This is a genomic window from Paludibaculum fermentans (assembly GCF_051172195.1).
Taxonomy (GTDB): domain Bacteria; phylum Acidobacteriota; class Terriglobia; order Bryobacterales; family Bryobacteraceae; genus Paludibaculum; species Paludibaculum fermentans_A.
Genome location: NZ_JBPJAQ010000001.1, coordinates 3,390,260 through 3,409,250 on the forward strand (window position 1 = coordinate 3,390,260; position 18,991 = coordinate 3,409,250).

20 protein-coding genes are annotated in these 18,991 nt (G+C 61.7%); 13 read left to right on the forward strand and 7 right to left on the reverse strand.

Translation table 11 applies throughout. The features are described 5' to 3' along the window. Positions 1–92: 92 nt before the first annotated feature. Positions 93–1,364: a Gfo/Idh/MocA family protein gene (locus tag ACR9Y2_RS13775; RefSeq protein ID WP_435041908.1), complete on the reverse strand. Its 1,272-nt coding sequence runs from the start codon at positions 1,362–1,364 to the stop codon at positions 93–95. A gap of 164 nt (positions 1,365–1,528) precedes the next feature. Here ACR9Y2_RS13775 and ACR9Y2_RS13780 point away from each other — a divergent pair, with 164 nt between their 5' ends. After that, on the forward strand, positions 1,529–2,224 hold the full coding sequence (locus tag ACR9Y2_RS13780; protein WP_435041909.1) for a carbonic anhydrase: 696 nt from the start codon (positions 1,529–1,531) through the stop codon (positions 2,222–2,224). Here ACR9Y2_RS13780 and ACR9Y2_RS13785 read toward each other — a convergent pair. Further along, positions 2,221–4,212 (reverse strand): ATP-binding protein, encoded by a 1,992-nt coding sequence (locus tag ACR9Y2_RS13785; RefSeq protein ID WP_435041910.1) that lies wholly within the window; start codon positions 4,210–4,212, stop codon positions 2,221–2,223. The two genes, ACR9Y2_RS13780 and ACR9Y2_RS13785, sit on opposite strands and share 4 nt — an antisense overlap. 76 nt (positions 4,213–4,288) lie before the next feature. Between ACR9Y2_RS13785 and ACR9Y2_RS13790 the strand changes: the two genes are divergently transcribed. The 5 genes from ACR9Y2_RS13790 to ACR9Y2_RS13810 are packed head-to-tail and all read left to right on the forward strand — an operon-like array spanning position 4,289 to position 9,466. After that, entirely contained in the window at positions 4,289–5,305 is a 1,017-nt protein-coding gene (locus ACR9Y2_RS13790; RefSeq protein WP_435041911.1) for a methyltransferase, read from the forward strand. A gap of 6 nt (positions 5,306–5,311) precedes the next feature. Further along, positions 5,312–6,277 (forward strand): hypothetical protein, encoded by a 966-nt coding sequence (locus ACR9Y2_RS13795; protein WP_435041912.1) that lies wholly within the window; start codon positions 5,312–5,314, stop codon positions 6,275–6,277. Positions 6,278–6,280: 3 nt separating this feature from the next. Next, entirely contained in the window at positions 6,281–6,907 is a 627-nt protein-coding gene (locus ACR9Y2_RS13800; RefSeq protein WP_435041914.1) for a hypothetical protein, read from the forward strand. 4 nt (positions 6,908–6,911) lie between these two features. Continuing rightward, complete coding sequence (locus tag ACR9Y2_RS13805) at positions 6,912–7,898, forward strand: alpha/beta fold hydrolase (RefSeq protein ID WP_435041915.1); 987 nt, start codon at positions 6,912–6,914, stop codon at positions 7,896–7,898. Positions 7,899–7,909: 11 nt separating this feature from the next. After that, a complete protein-coding gene (locus tag ACR9Y2_RS13810) occupies positions 7,910–9,466 on the forward strand; it encodes an alkaline phosphatase (protein ID WP_435041916.1) in 1,557 nt (518 codons plus the stop codon). Positions 9,467–9,533: 67 nt separating this feature from the next. Here ACR9Y2_RS13810 and ACR9Y2_RS13815 read toward each other — a convergent pair whose 3' ends face one another. The 3 genes from ACR9Y2_RS13815 to ACR9Y2_RS13825 all read right to left on the reverse strand — a co-directional run bounded on the left by ACR9Y2_RS13815 (position 9,534) and on the right by ACR9Y2_RS13825 (position 11,936). After that, positions 9,534–10,133: a hypothetical protein gene (locus ACR9Y2_RS13815; protein ID WP_435041917.1), complete on the reverse strand. Its 600-nt coding sequence runs from the start codon at positions 10,131–10,133 to the stop codon at positions 9,534–9,536. 118 nt (positions 10,134–10,251) lie between these two features. Next, positions 10,252–10,893: a tRNA-(ms[2]io[6]A)-hydroxylase gene (locus ACR9Y2_RS13820; RefSeq protein WP_435041918.1), complete on the reverse strand. Its 642-nt coding sequence runs from the start codon at positions 10,891–10,893 to the stop codon at positions 10,252–10,254. Positions 10,894–10,934: 41 nt separating this feature from the next. Then, positions 10,935–11,936, reverse strand: coding sequence for a serine O-acetyltransferase (locus tag ACR9Y2_RS13825; RefSeq protein ID WP_435041919.1), 1,002 nt, complete (start codon positions 11,934–11,936; stop codon positions 10,935–10,937). Between the two features lie 134 nt (positions 11,937–12,070). Between ACR9Y2_RS13825 and bla the strand changes: the two genes are divergently transcribed. The 3 genes from bla (at position 12,071) to ACR9Y2_RS13840 (ending at position 14,321) form a co-directional block, all read left to right on the forward strand. Then, positions 12,071–12,901 carry a subclass B3 metallo-beta-lactamase gene (gene bla, locus ACR9Y2_RS13830; protein ID WP_435041920.1) on the forward strand — a complete coding sequence of 277 codons (831 nt, stop codon included), beginning with the start codon at positions 12,071–12,073 and terminating at the stop codon, positions 12,899–12,901. Positions 12,902–13,005: 104 nt separating this feature from the next. Further along, complete coding sequence (locus ACR9Y2_RS13835; protein WP_435041921.1) at positions 13,006–13,944, forward strand: dihydroorotate dehydrogenase; 939 nt, start codon at positions 13,006–13,008, stop codon at positions 13,942–13,944. Further along, positions 13,941–14,321 carry a RidA family protein gene (locus tag ACR9Y2_RS13840; RefSeq protein ID WP_194453243.1) on the forward strand — a complete coding sequence of 127 codons (381 nt, stop codon included), beginning with the start codon at positions 13,941–13,943 and terminating at the stop codon, positions 14,319–14,321. Before ACR9Y2_RS13835 ends, ACR9Y2_RS13840 begins: the two co-directional genes overlap by 4 nt. A 97-nt stretch (positions 14,322–14,418) precedes the next feature. On the opposite strand, the gene ACR9Y2_RS13845 is transcribed toward ACR9Y2_RS13840, so the two are convergent. After that, entirely contained in the window at positions 14,419–15,381 is a 963-nt protein-coding gene (locus tag ACR9Y2_RS13845; RefSeq protein WP_435041922.1) for an aldo/keto reductase, read from the reverse strand. Positions 15,382–15,448: 67 nt separating this feature from the next. On the opposite strand from ACR9Y2_RS13845, the gene ACR9Y2_RS13850 reads away from it, so the two are divergent. Then, the gene (locus tag ACR9Y2_RS13850) at positions 15,449–16,870 is read left to right on the forward strand and encodes a trypsin-like peptidase domain-containing protein (RefSeq protein WP_435041923.1); all 1,422 of its coding nucleotides are present in this window, start codon (positions 15,449–15,451) and stop codon (positions 16,868–16,870) included. A gap of 60 nt (positions 16,871–16,930) precedes the next feature. Here ACR9Y2_RS13850 and ACR9Y2_RS13855 read toward each other — a convergent pair whose 3' ends face one another. Beyond that, positions 16,931–17,467, reverse strand: coding sequence for a DUF2911 domain-containing protein (locus ACR9Y2_RS13855; RefSeq protein WP_435041924.1), 537 nt, complete (start codon positions 17,465–17,467; stop codon positions 16,931–16,933). A 95-nt stretch (positions 17,468–17,562) separates the two neighbouring features. On the opposite strand from ACR9Y2_RS13855, the gene ACR9Y2_RS13860 reads away from it, so the two are divergent. From ACR9Y2_RS13860 to ACR9Y2_RS13870, 3 genes are read left to right on the forward strand one after another with little or no spacing between them, the layout of a single operon-like run. Further along, complete coding sequence (locus tag ACR9Y2_RS13860; RefSeq protein WP_435041925.1) at positions 17,563–18,357, forward strand: class II aldolase/adducin family protein; 795 nt, start codon at positions 17,563–17,565, stop codon at positions 18,355–18,357. A gap of 45 nt (positions 18,358–18,402) precedes the next feature. Further along, positions 18,403–18,687, forward strand: coding sequence for an ethanolamine utilization microcompartment protein EutM (gene eutM / locus ACR9Y2_RS13865; protein ID WP_435041926.1), 285 nt, complete (start codon positions 18,403–18,405; stop codon positions 18,685–18,687). Between the two features lie 18 nt (positions 18,688–18,705). Then, a complete protein-coding gene (locus ACR9Y2_RS13870; RefSeq protein ID WP_194453237.1) occupies positions 18,706–18,981 on the forward strand; it encodes a EutN/CcmL family microcompartment protein in 276 nt (91 codons plus the stop codon). Positions 18,982–18,991 lie beyond the last annotated feature (10 nt).

Consider the following 18,991-nt stretch of genomic DNA (forward strand, 5'->3'; position numbering starts at 1 on the left):
AGCGAGGCCGCCAGACGCAGCAAGGCCGGGCAGCGCTCCCTGATAGCGGGATTTCAGGGCGCTCTGCCCGGCCTTACTTCTTTCAAACAATTCTAGATGAACTTGTACTTGCCGGGAACAGGGAAATCCGGGATTTCCGGCTTCCCGTCATATTTCCACTGGTCTTCCTTGGGCATCAGGTCCTGTTTGGAATTCAAGATCATATCCCAAGTGATCTTCTGGCCGCTATAGGCGGATTCGCGGCCCATGATGCACGTCAGCGTGCTGGCGGCCACCTCGAGCGATTCGTTGATGTATGGACCGTCTCCGCGAATCGACTTGTAAAGCTTCGTGTGCTCCAGATAGTAGCCCACGCCGCCGCGCGGCTGCGTCAATTCAATGCGTCCCTTTGCGCCGGCCACCACTTCATTCACCTGGCCGTAGAGGCCGTTGGGGAACTGGCGGCAGTAGCTGGACATCCGCACACCATTCGGATACTCATAATCGGCCGAGATGTGGTCGAAGATGGTGCCGTGGATTTCGTCCTTGGGTCTCCAGGCCGCGCCGCCGGTCGCCACTACACTCACCGGATGCGTGCCCATGACCCAGTTGCAGACGTCGATGTTGTGCAGGTGCTGCTCGACAATCTGGTCGCCGCAGATCCACAGGTTCGAATACCAGTTGCGGAGCTGCCATTCCATGTCGCCCCACTTCGCATCGCGGCCATTGCGCTGCTGAATGACCGGCGTACCTACCCAGTAGGCGTACAGTCCGACAACATCGCCCAGCTTGCCGTTCTTCAGCGCGTCGACATTCTCCAGGTAGTACGGATCGCTACGACGCTGGGCGCCGCTGACCACAGTCAGCTTCTTCTCTACGCTCTTCTGTGCCGCGGCCATGAAGCGGCGGATGCCGGTTCCGTCCACGCCGAACGGCTTCTCGCAAAAAACGTGCTTGTTGGCTTCGATGGCGGCTTCGAAATGGGTTGGGCGCCAACCGGGTGGCGTGGCCAGGAAGACCACGTCGATATCCGACTTCAGGACCTTCTTGAATGCGTCAAAGCCGACGAACCGCTTGTCGGGCTCCACCTTGATGCGGTCTCCCGCCTTCATCGCCTCCGCTCTGGTGCGCAGGTCCCTCAGGCTCTTCTCCAGTTTGTCCTCGAAGGCGTCGCCCATGGCGACCAGTTCCACTGCCGAGTCGCCTTTCAGCGCATCCAGCACCGCCTGTGTGCCACGGCCGCCGCATCCAACCAGGCCGACTTTCAGCTTTGCCGGAGCCCAGCCTTTGACGAGTTCAGGCCGCATGATCGTAAATGCGGCGCCTGCCGCTGCCGGGCCGGTCAGGAACGACCGGCGTGACGTGTTCTTGTTCTTGCTTTCCATTCGTTCGGCACCTCAGCCGCCGACTATTGTATATCGGACGACACCCATTTTGAGGACGCCTCCCGTTGACAACCGGATCTCATTCTATGAGAGACTCCCGCGCGTGGCGGCGGCGTTGTACCCTGACAGAGTCCTCTCAGCCGGGCGCAGACTTAGGAGTAAGCATGATCGACATCCTCACGGGACTTAAGCGCTTTCAATCCGACGTCTATCCAAGCCATCGCGAACTCTTCGCGCACCTGGCCGAAAACCAGCAGCCGCGCGCCCTGTTCATCACCTGTTCCGACTCCCGCGTCGTACCCAATCTCATGCTCCAGGCGGAACCTGGCGACCTGTTTCTCATCCGCAACGCAGGCAATATCGTGCCCCCTCTGGGGTCGGCCGATGGCGGTGGCACCGTCGCGTCCATCGAGTACGCCGTGGTGGCTCTGGGCATCACCGACATCATCCTCTGCGGCCACACCAATTGCGGAGCCATGAAGGGCATCCTGCACCCCGAGAAAGTGGCCTCCATGCCGAACGTGGCGGCCTGGGTGCAGCACGCCGCGCCCGCCCGCCGGGAAGTCGAGAAACTGTTTCCGGGAGCAGATGAACACGAACGAATGGAGCGCATGGTCGAGCAGAATGTTATCCAGCAGGTGAAGAATCTGCTCACCCACCCATTTATCCGGTCCCGGGTCGAAACCGCCCGTATGGAAATTTACGGTTGGGTCTATGACATACGTTCCGGCCTGGTGCGCGGCATGGACGAGTCCGGCAAGGAGTTCAGCGAGATTCACTTCGAATCGCACGGCTCGCCCGACGAAAAGCGGATGCTGCGCGAACTGGAGAAGGACGAGGAGTTCTGGGAGCGGATCTAGCTGATGGCAGGGATCGCCGACTCCTGCAGCCGGCGGAGTTCCACTTCCATGGCTTCGAGGCTGATGCGGGCGGCATCGAAATCGGACACCTCGGCCGCCCGATCCAGCCGGGCCGCCGTTTCGGCGACACCCGCTGCCATGATGCTCTGAGCCGCGCTCTGGATCCTCTGCGCATCGCTGCGCAAGGACGCCAGATCGCCGCACTCGGTGGCCGCCTGCAGCTTCTTCAATCGCTCCGGCGCCAGTTGCAGAAACAGTTGCATCATCTGCCCCAGCAACACGGGATCGGCGTCCATCATGCGCGACGCGGAGCCGATACTGGCCCTGGCCGGAGCCGCAGCCGTGGGCTTGTCCTGCAGCGGGAACGACGGCTGGTCCATGTACTGCTCCACCAGGCTCAGCAGGTGCTTGTGGTCCACCGGTTTGGCGATGTAGGCGTTCATGCCCGCCTGCAGGCAGCGTTCCCTGTCTCCGTTCATGGCATGCGCTGTCATCGCTACCACTGGCAGATGTGCAAAACGCTGGTCCGCGCGGATCCGCCGGGTGGCTTCGAGTCCATCCAGGACAGGCATCTGGACATCCATCAGCACCAGCCGGTAGGATTTTGCGGCCAGGCTCTCCAATGCCTGTTGTCCGTTGTTGGCGACGTCGATCGTATAGCCTTTCTTGCGGAGCAGGGAGGTGACCACTTTCTGGTTGATCAGGTTGTCTTCCACCAGCAGAATCAGGCCGCGGCCATTCTCATCCACCGACTCGGGCGGCGCCAAAGCACTCTGCCTCATCGCCTCCCGGCCCTCGCTGCTGCCAGGCGTCATCGGAATCACCGCGACAAACGTGCTGCCCTTGCCCGGTTCGCTTTCCACCTCGATCTGTCCGCCCAGCAGCATGACCAGTCGCTTGGTGATTGCCAGGCCCAGCCCCGTGCCCCCAAAACGCCGGCTGATGCTGCCATCCGCTTGGGTAAACTTCTCGAAAATGGCGTCCAGCTTCTCTTTCGGAATGCCTACACCGGTATCCGAGACGCGAATCCGCAGATTCACACGGCTCTCCTCACCTGGCTCCGGCGCCTCCGACGTGATCGAAGCCCGCACTGACCCGGCCGGTGTGAACTTCACCGCGTTGCTGAACAAGTTGGCCAGAATCTGCCGCAGCCGCAATGGATCACCGATCAACTGCGCGGGTACGGCCGGATCCACCTCCCACGTCAGCGCCACATTCTTCGAGCGGGCGCGCAGCTGATGCGTCTTCGCGCAATCCAGCACAAGTTGCCGGACGTCGAACGGGATCTCTTCAATCACCATCCGTCCGGCCTCGATTTTTGACAGATCCAGCAGGTCGTTCAGCAGTCCCAACAACGAATGCGCACAATTCTGAGCCGCCTTGAGCTGCTCGCGCTGTTCGTTGCTCACCGGGCTGTCGAGCACCAGATCCAGCATCCCGATCACACCGCTCATCGGTGTCCGTAGCTCGTGCGACATGTTCGCCAGGAACTCGCTCTTCGCCTGGCTGGCCGAAAGGGCCTTCTGCAGCGCCTGCTCGAGTTCGTCCGTGCGGCTCCGGATCTTCTCTTCCAGCTGTTCCTGGTGTTCCTTGAGCTGTTCCTGATAGGCGGCCAGCGACCCGATCATTGCGTTGAAGCTCTCGCCCAGCACTTCGATCTCATCACCGGTGTTGCTGAGCTGTACTTTCTTCATCCGTCCGGCGCGAGCCTCCTGGATCCCCTCCTGCAGCAGCAGTAGCGGTTTCACCAGCAGTCTCGTCGTGAACCGGGCAATCGTGCCGGCCACCAGCAGCAGGATCGCCAGCAGGATCGCCACCTTGCCCAATCTCACCCCGTCAGCGTTCGCGGAGATGTCGTACGCAAGTACTACGGAGATGACCCAGAAGACGAGCATCGCGGTGAACATGGAGAACTTCGTCGCGATCGAGCGAATCTTCCTGGGTTGGGCCAAGGTTCGTTGTTCTTCCTTCACTAAACCTTCGGTCAAATCTGCCCCCTAAACCATAGGGCAATAGCCTTAGTTGGGACGCTATGAAGCGATACATCAGGCACAATGGTGGGAGATGGCCAACGCTGATCCTTCGCAGGTCCTGGACCTCATTGACGCATTCCGCCGCTCAAAGACCATGTTCACCGCTGTGTCGCTAGGCGTTTTCGACCGGCTTCACCCTTCACCAGCCTCAGCCGCCGCCCTGGCCGTGGAACTAGACCTGAATCCCAGCGCACTGGCCCGGCTGCTCGACGGTTGTGTCGGCCTGTCCCTGCTTACGAAGTCGGGCGAGTTGTACTCTAACACACAGGAAGCAGAGGTTTACCTCCGCCGCGACAGTCCAGATACGCTCAGCGGCTACATCCTCTACTCCGACCAGGTTTTGTTCCAACTTTGGAGCCACCTCGACGACGCCATCCGCGAAGGGTCTCACCGCTGGGACCAGTCCTTCGGCGGAAGGTCGGCACTCTTCGATCACTTTTTCCGGACGCCGGAGGCCCGCGAGACCTTTCTGTCCGGCATGCACGGCCTGGGACAAATCGGTTCACCGGCGGTCGTCCGGATCTTCAATCTGAACCAGTTCCGCCACATGGTTGATCTGGGTGGTGCGACGGGCCACCTTTCGATCGCGGCCTGTGAACGCTATGGCAATCTGCGCGCCACCGTCTTCGATCTGCCGGCTGTCGTCGAGGCAGCCAGGCCCCACATCGCCGCCTCTCGCGCTGCCGACCGGCTCGCTGTCGTCGCCGGCGACTTCTTTGCCGATCCGTTCCCTCCAGCCGACCTCTATGCCGTCAGCCGTATCCTCCACGACTGGTCGGAAGAGAAGATCCAGCGGCTGCTCACCAAAATCCATGCCGCGCTACCCTCCGGCGGCGCCCTGCTGATTGCCGAGACTTTGCTGGATGAAGATGCCTCCGGCCCCGTTTCTTCCCAGATGCAATCTCTAAACATGCTGATTTGTACGGAAGGCCGCGAGCGCACGGCCACTGAGTACAAGGCTCTTCTGGAGTCCTGCGGCTTCACTCGGGTCGAGGCGCGCCGCACCGGTACGCCGCTTGACGCTGTACTCGCATTCAAGAAAGAATAGCGGTCGATGAGCAGGATCCATTTCCCTGCCAACATTTCTGCCATGACCTCTACTGCCGCAGTGAATATTGAGAAAACCGCCTGGAGCGGTTGGCCGAATTGCTATCGCATCAGCAACGGTGAAGTCGAGATGATCGTTACTGCAGACATCGGCCCGCGCATCATGCGCTTCGGCTATGTGGGCGGTCAGAATCTCTTTTGGGTTCAAAAAGAGACGGCAGGCAATAGCGGAGAACCCACCTGGATTGCGCGCGGCGGCCACCGCATTTGGGTTGGGCCGGAAGACATCCGCTACACCTATCCGCCGGATAATTCGCCAATTCAAGTCGAGCTGAAAGGCGACGTACTCATCGCCACCCAACCCGTGGAGGGCGAAACTCGCATCCAGAAGCAACTCGAGATCCACCTGGCGCCTTCCGGCGCCAATGCCACCATCATTCACCGCCTCGTGAATACCGGCAATATGCCGCTGCAGTATGCAGCCTGGGCCTTGTCGATGATGGCTCCAGGGGGACACGGCGTCACCGGCTTCCCGCCGCGTGGTACCCATCCCGAGATGCTCCAGCCCACCAATCCCCTGATTATGTGGGCTTTCAGCGATTTGAGCGATCCCCGCTGGACCTTCACCAAAAAATACTTGATCCTGCGCAGTGAGCCGGGCAACAAGACGCCCACCAAGCTGGCGCACCACAATCCGAAGACCTTCGGCGCCTACTTCCTGAATGGGGAAATGTTCCTGAAGCAGTACGACGCGGCGCCCCGGGAGCAGCACCCCGACATGGGTTCGTCCTACGAGACCTTCACCAATGCCGATTTCCTGGAGATGGAAACGCTCGGGCCGCTCACGCAAGTTGAGCCGGGCGGCACCCTGGAGCATGTAGAGCGGTGGTCGCTCCACAACAATGTCGTCCCCTCACCCTGGAACGATGCCGAGTTGGATCGCATCTTATTGCCGATCCTTGCATCCAAGTAGGAGATGACAATCCTTCGCGCTATCGGTGTGGCCAGCCTTCTGGCCGTCTCTTGTTTTGCGGAATTCAAGGTGCAGCCGGCCGGTGCTCCGCCCTCCGAGGCCTCGTCCGTTGCCGCGACTTTGGTCAAGGACGGAGTAAAAGTTCTTAAGGATGACGGCTCTACCCTGCTGGAGCTTTGGGTCGTTGCGGCGGAGCCTAAGGGTGGAGCCGCAGAACAGAACACAACGTGGTCCAGTGTTGGCCATGGTTCCCTGCTGGGTGTCGTGAAATACCCTGCGCGTGCCAGTGACCGCCGCGGCCAGACCATCAAACCCGGTACCTATACCCTGCGGTATAGCTACTTTCCGATGAACGGCGACCACCAGGGTGTGGCCCCACAGCGCGATTTCGCCATTCTTTCTCCCGCCGCCACCGACACCGATCCGGCCGCCAAACCCGCCTTCGATACTCTGGTCGAGATGAGCCGTAAGGCGTCTGGTACGCCTCATCCTCTCGTGCTGAGCATCTGGAAGGACGACGGCGGCATCACCCAGGGCATCGAGGCCGCTGGCGAAACCGACCAGGTCCTCCACGTGAAGGTGGGTTCCACAACCCTCTCCATCATCGTCGTCGGCAAATACGAAGGCTGACATTGTGATCTGGCTCGCGGTTGTAGTTCTGCTGTTGCCGGTCGCGGGCCTGCTCTACCAGGCTATCGGCATACGCCGCGATTCCGCTCGTTTCCCCTGTCCGGGCCGCGTCGTCAACGGCTTGCATTTTCACCAGACCGGCAGCGGCGGCCCAACGGTAATCCTGGAGGCTGGCATCGCTGCCAGTTCAGTGAGTTGGCGGTTGGTGCAGGAACGGTTGGGCCGGACATTCACGGTGGCGAGCTACGATCGCGCCGGCCTCGCCTGGAGTGAGTCCCGCTCCACCCCCAGGACCATGCCCAACCTCGTCGCCGATCTGAATGAGGTTTTAGAAGCCACCCGGTTGCCCGGCCCTTATATCCTCGTCGGCCACTCGTTCGGCGGCCTCATCCTGCGCCACTTCGCCGTCACTCATCCCGGCAAGGTTCGAGGACTCGTGCTGGTCGACCCGCTCGAACCCTTCGAGTGGTCTCCGCTTTCCACCACCCAGGCGAAACGGCTGGCCAAGGGCGTGATGCTCTCCCGACGAGGAGCCTTCCTGGCGCGCATCGGAGTTGTCCGTTTTGCCCTCCACCTCCTGCTCTCCGGCTCCCGAGCGATCCCCAAATTAATGGCGAAAGCCTCCAGCGGGCAAGGCAGTTCGGTCACCGACCGGCTCGTCGGAGAGGTCAGTAAACTCCCGTCCGACCTGTGGCCCATCATGTGCTCCCACTGGTGCCTGCCGCGCTGCTTCCTCACCATGGCTGAGTACCTTGAGCGCCTGCCCGAAACCTGCTCCCGCCCCCTGGATCCAGCGCCGCTCCAGTCCATTCCCGTAGTGGTGATTTCCGGCGGAAAGATTGACCCCAGGGTACAGGAAGTTCACCGCCAGACAGCCGCTCTCTCCACCCTCGGCAGCCACGTGATCGCTCCGCTCAGCGGCCACTGGGTTCAGCTCGACGCGCCAGAACTTGTAGTCGCCGGCGTCCAAACCGTGATGGAACTGTCATAATTGTTTATGCCGTGACTGTACGAACAGGCAACCCAACCAGGATTGGCAGGCGCGGATTCCTCGGCCGCGCTGGTGCCCTCGCCGCCCTGGGCGGCAGTCTTGAGGCGCTCCACTCCGCTCAACTGAAGCCCGGAGCCCGGCCCAGGAGCATCATTTGGATGGTGGCCGACGGCATGAGCCCCAGCGTGCTGCCGCTCGCCGACCACTTCTCCCAACTGATCCGTGGCAAGGGCCTGCTCTGGCAAGCCCTGCTCGACCGGCCGGAAGCCCAGCGCGGCCTGATGGATATGGCCTCTTTGGATTCCCTGGTGACGGACTCCTCGTCCGCCTCCTCCTCGTGGGGCTCCGGCTCGCGCATCTTCAACGGCTGGGTGAACGTCCTGCCCGATGGAACCGAACTCACCCCGATCGCCGAGATCGCCCGGGACAAACGCAAGCGAGTGGGCCTGGTCACCACGGCTACCGTCACGCACGCCACCCCCGCCGGCTTCACGGCTTCGGTCAAACACCGCGACGACGAACACCTCATCGCCGAGCAATACCTCGATCGCGCCGACGTCATCCTGGGCGGCGGCCGCAGGTTCTTCGATCCCAACGCTCGCGCCGACAAACGGGATATGGTTGCCGCCTTCCGCAAGGCCGGCTACGGTTACGCCGCTACCCGGGACGAACTCACCAAGCTCCGCAGTTCCCGGATTCTCGGGCTGTTCAGCGCCAGCCACCTCCCCTACTCCATCGACCGGCGTGGCGACCAGGCGGCCCAGGATCTGGTGCCAACCCTCTCTGAGATGACCTCGATCGCGCTCACCACTCTCGCCAACGGGCCCAATGGCTTCCTGCTTCAGGTGGAAGGTGCACGCGTCGACCACGCCGCCCACGCCAACGACGCGGCCGCCATGCTGTGGGACATGCTCGCCTTTGACGAGGCTCTCGAAACCGTGCTCCAGTTCTCGGAGAAACATCCGGAGACACTCGTCGTGGTCACCAGCGATCACGGGAACTCCAATCCGGGCTTGGTCGGCATGGGCTATGAGTACAAGGAGAGCACGCAGTGCTTCGAGCGGCTGTCACGTATCAACAGCTCCTTCTACGCCATCTCACCCCGGTTGGGCGGTGCCGCCGAATACTCCATGAAGACGCCCTCTGTCACCGCGCCGGCAGGTCCGGCACCGACTCCTGAGCGCGTCCAGGAACTGGCTCGCTATCATTTTGGGTTTGAACTTGCCCCGGATGAGATCGAAATCCTTCGGAAGTCAGGCAGCGGAACGAAGAAGCTCAGCATGAACCGGCAGCTGGATACGATGTCGGGGCTGATGGGGCAGGTGGTGGGGAACCACACCGGCATCGGTTGGACGGGCTCCACTCATACTTCCGACTACACCCTGCTGACTGCCCTCGGCCCTGGAGCGGAACGATTCTCCGGATTTGTCCGCAACACCGAGGTTTTTCCGAATCTGACGGCCCTGATGGATGCCCAGTTCAAGAATCCGTCCATGGATGCGGACAAGGCCCGTCAATTCAAGGATGCCGCCGGACTCTTCCGGCGCCGCCGGCCCGACTGGGCTTAGGCGCAATCTCTACAAATCCGGGCAGGACGGACCAGCCCCACGCAGAGGCCCGTCCTCATTACACGCGCTAGGCAGTCTGCCCAGAGAACACACTCGCCAGCACATCGGTGAGCGTCGACATCGGATCGGTGCCCGCCTGCTTTTCCATCAACGCCAACATCTCTTTGTAGGATTCCAGCACGGTATTCGTTGCCGAATCCGTACTCTCGGTCGAACTGCTGTCATCGTCATCCGTCGAACTCGTGCTGCTTGTGCTCGAATCGGTCGGCGGCGGTCCGGGAGGCGGTCCACCACCAGGAGGCGGCCCACCGGCGCCCTTCATGCCGCCCGGCGGCCGGAGGTCCGGCATGCTGCCTGTCTCTGATGCGGTCGTAAACTTCTGGGCCAGCTCAGTCAATTTGGTCGCTTTCTCGGAATCGCCACTCTCACTGGCCGACGCGGCGGCCTCCTTCAATTTGTCCGCAATCGTCGACGCGACTTCCTTGAATTTGTCCGGATCAGACTGCTGCAACTCACTCAGCTGAGCCATCAAACTGCCCAGCTTGGACACCTTGGCCGGCGGATCCGACGCTACCTCCGTAGTTCCGGAGGTGCTCGTCGTCCGCGTTTTAAGTATGCTTTCCAGCGAGTTTGCGGAAAGCGAACTGTTGATAGCGTTCACAGACATACTGCTCATACCATCGGCCGCTCACGGTCGTGCTTGAGTCGTGGGGGTGTAAAGAAGAGTTAAGTCAATGCGGATTTAAATATCCGAATACTCGCACGCAGGAATGCGGTCGCAATATCTAGGCGGCGGGTGCCGTCATTCCAGGCCAGCCCGAGTGGATGCGCGGGCCCACTTCCTGCTCGCTGAGAATCCGCGCCTCGGCCAACAGCATCTCCCGCCAGCGCGCTTCCGCCACCACGGGCTTGGCGATCTTCCGGGCCAGCTTCAGGAATACCCGGTAGTGGCCGGACTCGGACGCGTAGAGCGCCTTGTAGAATTCCGCCAGCTCCCGGTCGTCCGACGCCTCCGCCAGCGCCAGGAACCGCTCGCACGACCGCACTTCGATTAACGCTGAGATCAGCAACCGGTCCAGCAATTCCGTCGCTTCGCCCTTGCGCACCATCAACCGCAGCGCGTTGGCATAGGGGTTCTTGTGGACCCGCTCCAGCCGTCCGCCTCGCCGCAACAGGATCCGGGTCACCTGGGCCAGGTGCGCCGTCTCGTCCCGCGCCACGCCGGTCATCGTCTCCACCCACCCGTCCAGCCAATCGTTGGGCCACCGCGTCAGCAGCTCCAGTGCGTTCGTGGCCGCTTTCTTCTCCAGAAAGGCGTGGTCCACGAGTAGCCGCAGCGGGTCCCCCAGCACCGAGTGCGCCCAGTCCACGGGCGTCCGCGACAACAGCGGCATATCCTCGATTTCAACCAGTTCCGATTTCTTCACAGCTCCAAGTTAGCGCGTCGCCGGGCACGCAGCCGTCGCCTTCAGATCTGGAAGTCGAGCTCGTACGCGCCGCTGGGCCGCTTCTGGATCACTTTAGCCTCGGCGGCCTCCTGGATTACCAGGGAGTAAGGCGGCACGCTGCTCGTGACAAATACGCTGGCGCCAATCGTACTGCCCGCGCCAATCACCGTGTCGCCACCCATGATCGTGGCGCCCGCATAGATGGTCACCTTGTCCTGAATGGTCGGATGCCGCTTCTGTCCGCGCAGCGCCTGGCCGGCCGCCAGCGATTTCGCCACCAGACCCACGCCCTGGTACATCTTGACGTGGTTGCCGATCACCGACGTCTCACCGATGACCGTTCCCGTGCAGTGATCCACGAAAAAATGAGTGCCGATGCGGGCACCCGGGTGCAGGTCCATGCCCGTCCGGGAGTGCGCCCACTCGGTCATGATGCGTGGGATCAACGGAACGTTGTCCAGGTAGAGTTCGTGCGCCAGTCGCTGGGCGGCGATGGCTTCCACAAAGGGATACGCGACAATCACTTCTTCCTTGCTCAAGGCCGCCGGATCGCCCTCATACGCGGCTTCGATGTCCGTCTGCAGCATCTCCCTGACCCGCGGCAGGTTGCCCAGGAACTTCAAGGTCAACCGGTGTGCGGCATCCTTCAGGTTCTCGTTTTCCAACTCTTTCGGAGTGCTGTACTCCAGGCTCTTGTAGATCTCGTTCTCCAGCTTGCGCAGCACGCTGCCAACAAGTTCCAGCGTCTCGGAGTGGATCTCCGACGAGTGGATCAGGAACTCATCGAAGAACCCCGGAAACAGCAGCCGCAACAGGTCCACCGTGATCTCCGCGATGGCATTCTTCGACGGCAGGTTCTTGCCGTCTATATGGTTGATGCCGCCGCAGCAAGTGTACGAACCGATCAGGCGTTTCGTCAGATCTTCAAGAGTAGTCTCCACCGCCGCAGTATCCCAGCCGCGGTGCTGCGGCTGCAACCCCTTGGCGGATGCAACGAACTCAGGGCAGCTGGAATGGGGCATACCTACTACTGATTCAGCCGGCGGGGTCGAAGCATCAAGGATTAACCATAACGGGTAGTTTGCTGGTGTAACTTCGGAGCCGCGTCGGCCCGGTCACTCCCCTCCCGCCATCCAGCCGCGCGATACTGGCACTCATGCGTCTGTTGCTCACCGCACTCCTTCTCCTGCAACTCCTGCCAGCCGACCAGAACCCCGGCTGGAAGAAGCCATTCCCGGCCCACCGCATCGCCGGCAACATCTATTACGTTGGAACGGAAGACCTGGCCTGCTTTCTGATTGCCAACCCGGAAGGCCACATCCTCATCAATACGGGCCTGGCCGACTCCACACCACTCCTGCGCCAAAGCATCGAGAAATTGGGCTTCCATCTCAAGGACGTCAAGATTCTGCTGAACATGCAGGCCCACTTCGACCACGTGGCGGCCATGGAAGAGGTCCGCAAGATCACAGGGGCAAAGGTGTACGCCACCGAAGCCGATGCGCCCATCATGGAAGACGGCGCCCACAGCGACCCCGCCTTTGGTCCTGAGTCCTACTTCACCCCCATCCACGTCGACCGCCGTATCAAAGACGGCGAAGTGATCAAGCTCGGGGCCACCGCGCTCACTGTGGTCACCACCCCCGGCCACTCCAAGGGCAGCGTCACCTACACCATGACCGTCGACGACAACGGTCGCAAACGCAGCGTCGCCTTCGCCAACATGGGCAGCGTCGTCATGCCGCTGCTGGGCAACCCGAAGTACCCCAACATCGCCTCCGATCTCGAGCAGTCGTTCGCCAAGCAGCGGAAACTCAGTCCCGAGATCTGGGTAGCTGCGCATGCTTCGCAGTACGACATGGAGAAGAAGGTGAAGGCCGGCTCCTTTGTCGATCCAACGGGCTACAAAGAGGCCATCGACCAGTACGAGAAGAGCTTCCAGAAGCAGTTGGCCCAGGCGCGAGCCAAGGCCGGCTCCTCCCGCTAGCCCCACCTAAAGGGGCGAGGGCCGCATCCCGCATCCACCCATCGGGCCGCGGCCTTCGTCCAGTTCCCATCGGCTCGCCTGAATCGTTCGCTACACTGGTATGAATGGCAGGTGACCCCGCCTCTTCCCGTCTGGCCGTCTCGCTTTGCGGTATCCCGCTGAAGAATCCCGTATTGGCCGCATCGGGCACGTTCGCCTATGGCGTCGAGTTCGAGTCCATCCTCAATCTAGACCAGATGGGCGGCTTCGTCGTCAAAGGCCTCTCACGCGAACCCATGGACGGCAACAAGCCGCCGCGCGTCTGGGAAGCCGAGGGCGGCATGATGAACTCCATCGGCCTGCAGAACATCGGTGTCCGGGCATTTGTTGCTGAGAAACTACCTGCCCTCAGGAGGCACTCGACGCCTGTCTTCGCCAACGTCTTCGGCCACGCCATTGAGGACTATTGCGAAGTCGTCCGCGTCCTGGAAGATCACCAGGGTGTCGCCGCCTACGAACTCAACGTCTCCTGCCCGAACACCAAACACGGCGGCATCTTCTTCTCTTCGGATCCCGGATTGCTCGGCCAACTCGTCTCCGAGGTACGCCAGATCGCCCGCCGGCCGCTGATCGTGAAGCTGTCGCCCAACGTCACCAGCATCGAGCCCCTGGCCCAGGCCGCTGAGGCTGCCGGCGCCGACGCTCTCTCCCTCACCAATACCTTCGTCTCCCTGGCCATTGATGTCCGCACCCGCAAGCCGCGCCTCGGTGCCGGCTTCGGCGGACTCTCCGGACCCGCCATCAAGCCCATCGCCCTGCGGATGGTCTTCCAGGCTGCCCGGGCCGTCAAGATCCCGGTCATCGGGTTGGGCGGCATCGCCAGCGGCGAGGATGCGGCCGAATTCATGCTCGCCGGAGCCACGGCCGTCCAGGTTGGCACCGCCACCTTCTGGGATCCGCGCGCGCCCATCCGCATCGCACGCGAGCTCGATCACTTTTTGAAACAGGAAAACATTGCCAGCGCAGCCTCTCTTACCGGCGCGCTCGAATGGGGTAAACCATGAAAGAAATCATCTCAACCGAAGACGCACCCAAGGCCATCGGTCCATATTCGCAGGCTGTCCGTTGGAATGGCCTGGCCTTTCTCAGCGGGCAGATCCCGCTCGATCCCGCCACCGGCCAAATCGTCGAAGGTGGCATCGAAGAGCAGACGGTGCGCGTCCTCGAGAACCTCCGAGCGGTACTCGAAGCCGCTGGAGCCTCTTTCGAGACTGTCCTCAAAACGACAATTTTCGTCAAGGATCTCGGCGACTTCGCCAAGGTCAACGAAATCTACGCCCGCTACTTCCCGGTCAACCCGCCAGCCCGGGCCACAGTCGAAGCCGCTCGTCTCCCGCGCGACGTCCGCGTGGAAATCGAAGCCATCGCCTACACGAAGTAGCCCGTCCAGGCCGAGGAGCAAAAGCGGTCAGCCATCAAACAAATCCAAGCTGAAAGCTGACCGCTGATCGCTGAATGCTAAGCCGGCGCGAGACGGCTCACGCCGGTTCCCCGTCTCGATGGCAGGGCCCCGCGAACGCCCCCTTTTCCTTTACCTTGTACTGCTCCACCTGGCTGCCCGTCTTCCCTTGCTTCGTCTTGTGCAGCAGGACGCTGATCGCCTGCGGCGTCATCTTCTTCAGGGTCTTCAGCGTGACAATGTTCGCTTCCAGTTGATCCACCGTCTCCACACCCGACACCACCGCATCCACGTCCTGGCTCCAAGTAAACTGCAGGCACTCCTCGATCTTCGCCACCTGCTGCTTCGTGATCGAACCCATCGCGTTCGACTTCATCGCCAGCACCCCCAAGCCCTTCTTCCGCGCCACCGGCAGCACGTTCGTGATGAAGCTCAGGTAGTGCGGGTCAATCAGGTTGATCGGCATCTGTACCGTTTCCCAGACGTCGGTCGCCTCCAGCAGCCGCAGGTGGATCGACGGATCGTGGTGCCCTGTGAACCCGATGTGTCGCACCTTGCCCTGCTGCTTCGCCTTCACAAACGCTTCCAGCGATCCGTTGGCCGCCAGAATCTGATCGACCTCCTTGTGCTCGCTCACCTGGTGGCAGGCCCACAGGTCCAGGTAGTCCGTCTTCATGCGGCGCAGTTGCTCTTCCAGCGTCTTCATTGCCCCGTCACGCGAGTACACTTCGCACTTGGTCATCAGCATGACCTTCTGCCGTCGTCCGCCCTCCAGCGCCCGCCCGTAAATCTCGTCACTCTTGCCTTTGTGATACAGGTTGGCGCTGTCAAAGAAGTTCACGCCGAGGTCAATCGCACGGTGGATGATGCGCGTCGCATTCTCCTCGCCCTGCACGTTCATGTGGTACCCACCCACCACAAAACGTGAGATCTTGAGTCCGGTTTTGCCGAGCGTCGCCGTCGGCATCGGGGTGTCGGCCAATAGCTCCAGGCGTGCCGCCGCGGTCAATGCCGCGGTCTGCAGGAAAGTCCGGCGTCTCATGTTCTGAGGTCCTCCAAAATACGTTGCGCGTCTTAGAGATTAGAATAGGACAAAACGGGGGAATTGCTTGCTCGTAAGATTGTTACTCGGAACGATTGCCGCGTCACTACTGCTGTGCGCGCAAAGCCGGCCTCAGCCGCCGGCCGGAGGAGCCGAATTCGCAGCCCTGAGCGCCAGCTTCCAGGGGCTGAGCCGTCGCGTCCATACTTCTGTCGTCAAAGTCACCGCCGTCGGTTATCGCCAGCTCGAGGGTGACGAAACCGACGAGCCCGGCGTCGCCGCCCGCCAGCAGAGCTCCGGCTCAGGCGTCATCATCGACGAAACCGGTTTCATCGTTACCAACGCCCACGTCGTCATCGGGGCCCAGCGCGTCCAGGTCACCCTGCCCACCACCGTGGAGAGCACCGCCGGCCCCCGCCGCTCCGCCGTCCGGCCCGTCGGCCGCATCATGCGCGCCGAACTGGTCGGGCTCGACCTCGAAGCCGACATAGCCCTGCTCAAAGTCAACGAGAAGGGCCTGCCCGCCCTCAGCCTGGCCGACTCCGACACCGTCGAACAGGGCCAACTCGTCCTCGCCTTCGGCAGCCCCATGGGCCTCGATAACTCCGTCACCATGGGCGTTGTCAGCTCGCCCGCCCGCCAGTTGAAGCCCGACGATCCGATGATCTATATCCAGACCGACGCGCCCATCAACCCCGGCAACAGCGGCGGACCGCTCGTCGACTCCTCCGGCAACGTCGTTGGCATCAATACCCTCATCCTCACCCAGTCCGGCGGCAGCGAGGGCATCGGCTTCGCTGTTCCTTCGAATATCGTTGCGAACGTCGTTGACCAGCTCCGCAAATCCGGCCGCGTCGTACGCGGCGAAATCGGAGTCACCGCCCAGACCATCTCCCCGGCCTTGGCCGACGGCCTCAAGCTCAGTCAGAACTGGGGCGTCGTCATTGGCGACGTGGAGCCGGATGGGGAGGGCGAAAAAGCGGGCCTGCGGGTTGGAGATATTATCTACAGCCTGAATGGCAAAGTGATGGAGAACGCCCGCCAGTTCAACATCAACGTCTACCGCCCGGCCATCGGCGAATTCGTGAATCTGGAAGTGGTTCGCGGCAAACGCCGCCTGGCCCTCACCGTCAAAGTGGTGGAACGCCACGACGAAGCCACCACCTACGCCGATCTCGCGAGCCGGGAAGAGAATCTGGTCTCCGAACTCGGCATCTTCGCCGTGGACCTGACCCCCAAACTGCGTGAGCAGGTGGAACCCATCCGGCGCGAAAAGGGCGGCCTGTTGGTGGCCGCCCGTCACGCCGATGGTCCTCTTCTTGACGAAGGCTTCAAAGCCGGCGACGTCATCTATGCAGTCAATGGAACCCTCGTCTCCTCGGTCGCAGACTTGCGCCAACTGCTGCGCAAGATGAAATCAGGAGACCCCATCGCGGTCCAGATCGAACGAGCTGGCAAACTCCGTTTCGTCAGCTTCGAACTCCCGTAGCCCCGGTCTTCCGGGCGGCAAACCCTAGCTGACTGCTGATTGCTGAAAGCCGTCAGCTGCTTAGTGCACCATCACGTCGATCGACGCTTCTGAATCCGCCCAGGCGATCTTCAGTTTGCCGTTGCTGCCCTTGCCCGGCTCCACCGTGATCGTCACCTGCTCAACCGGCGTCGTCAGTTTCTTCACTTTCATCGGCGCGCGGCCCAGATCCTGCTTCTCGTCATACTTGAATGCGCCCCACTGATCCGCGGTCTTATTCAGGATCAGCGTCCAGTCCTTCGTGTCGCCGCTCGGAATCGTGAACAACGAATACGTCCCGGCCGGCACATGGATAGAACCCACCATCAGGTCTGCTTCCGTGGTGAACTTGGTCGCTTCGTCGGCGCCCGTCCGCCATACCTTGCCCGCCGGCGCCACCGCCGTATGCCACACGTCCCGGCCCTTCACATATGGCCGTCCGTACACGATTGTGATGGTCTTGCCCCCAATCGTGGCTTTGGTCGTTTCATGCGGACTCGCCTTCTGGGCACTGGCTGAAATAGCCATCAGGCAGCCCAGGGCGCCCAGGGTCATAGCAAACGAAAGAGCATTTCTCATCTAGTGTGGTCTCCTAACCAGGACATTCTAGCAATCGCGCGATAGGCCGTATCCGAAGGGCCCGAAAATCCTGTCTGATACAATTGGACTGTTAGATGTTGAAATCGGAACAGGAGCTGCGCGAAGACATCGTCAAAGTTGGACGTCTGGTCTTCGAAAAGGGTTGGATCGCCGCCAACGACGGAAACATTTCAATCCGGCTCGACCCCGGCCGCGTCCTCTGCACCCCTACCAACATCAGCAAGGGCATGCTTTCCGCGGATGACCTCATCATCTGCGACATGCAAGGCGCCAAACTCCTCGGCGTCAAAGCGCCCACCAGTGAACTGGCCATGCATCTGCTCATCTATCAGATGCGCCCGGACGTGCAGGCCGTTGTCCACACCCATCCCCCCGTCTCCACCGGCTTTGCGGCCACCGGCCGTGCCCTCAACCAGGCGATTCTGCCCGAAGTCGTCATCGGGCTCGGCTGCGTCCCCCTCGCCGAATACGGCTTGCCCGGCACCAGCGCCCTGACTGAGCCGTTAAGGCCCTACATCCCGCACTATGACGCCATCCTCATGGCCAACCATGGTGTTGTCTGCTACGGCCCGGATGTCTTCAGCGCCTATTTCCGCATGGAAACCGTCGAGCACTACGCCCGCATCGCCCTTGTGGCCGAACTGCTGGGCGGCGCCAAAGTCCTGCCCCGCGTCGAAATCAACAAGCTCTACGAGTCCCGCACCCGCTACGGCGTGAATGCCCGCTCCACCCTCGAACCAGGCTGCCCGCTCGCCGCCGAGGACATCCCATCCGGCGCTGCAGTGCGGTCTAATGGTAAGTTCGAGGTCACGCGCGAGGAACTCATCGCGCTGATCGAGGAAGTGTTGCGGTCGCGAGGCGTTGCCTGACCCGCCGCCCGCCTGGCGGATTGAGGTAGCAGAGAGGAACTTTCGATGGGTGATGCACTTGGAATGGTGGAATGTCGCGGTCTGGTCTCCATGGTCGAGGCCGCTGATGCCATGGTGAAAGCCGCCAATGTGAATTTGGTCGGTTGGGAGAAGATCGGTTCCGGCTACGTCACCGCCCTGGTACGGGGCGACGTCGCCGCCGTCCGCGCCGCTACCGATGCCGGCGCCGCCGCAGCCCGCCGGGTCGGCGAACTTGTCGCCGTTCACGTGATCCCCCGGCCTCACCCCAGCCTCGAAGCGATCCTGCCCATTGGCAAAACGTCCAAATAGGCCGGGAAGGGAACTGAAATGACGCTCGGCCGTGTGGTGGGCACAATTGTTGCCACCCGCAAAGATCCCAGACTCGAAGGGCACAAACTGCTCATCATCAAACCCGTGACCCCCGACGGTAAGGATGAGGCAGGCTACCTCGTTGCCATCGACACCGTCAGCGCGGGCTTTCGCGAATTGGTCATCACCGTCGCCGGCAGCAGCGCCCGCATGGCCGAAGGCTGCAAGGATAAGCCCGTCGATTGCGTCATTGTCGGCATCGTCGACAACGTGTCCATGGATACGGGCCGCTAAAGGGATCCGC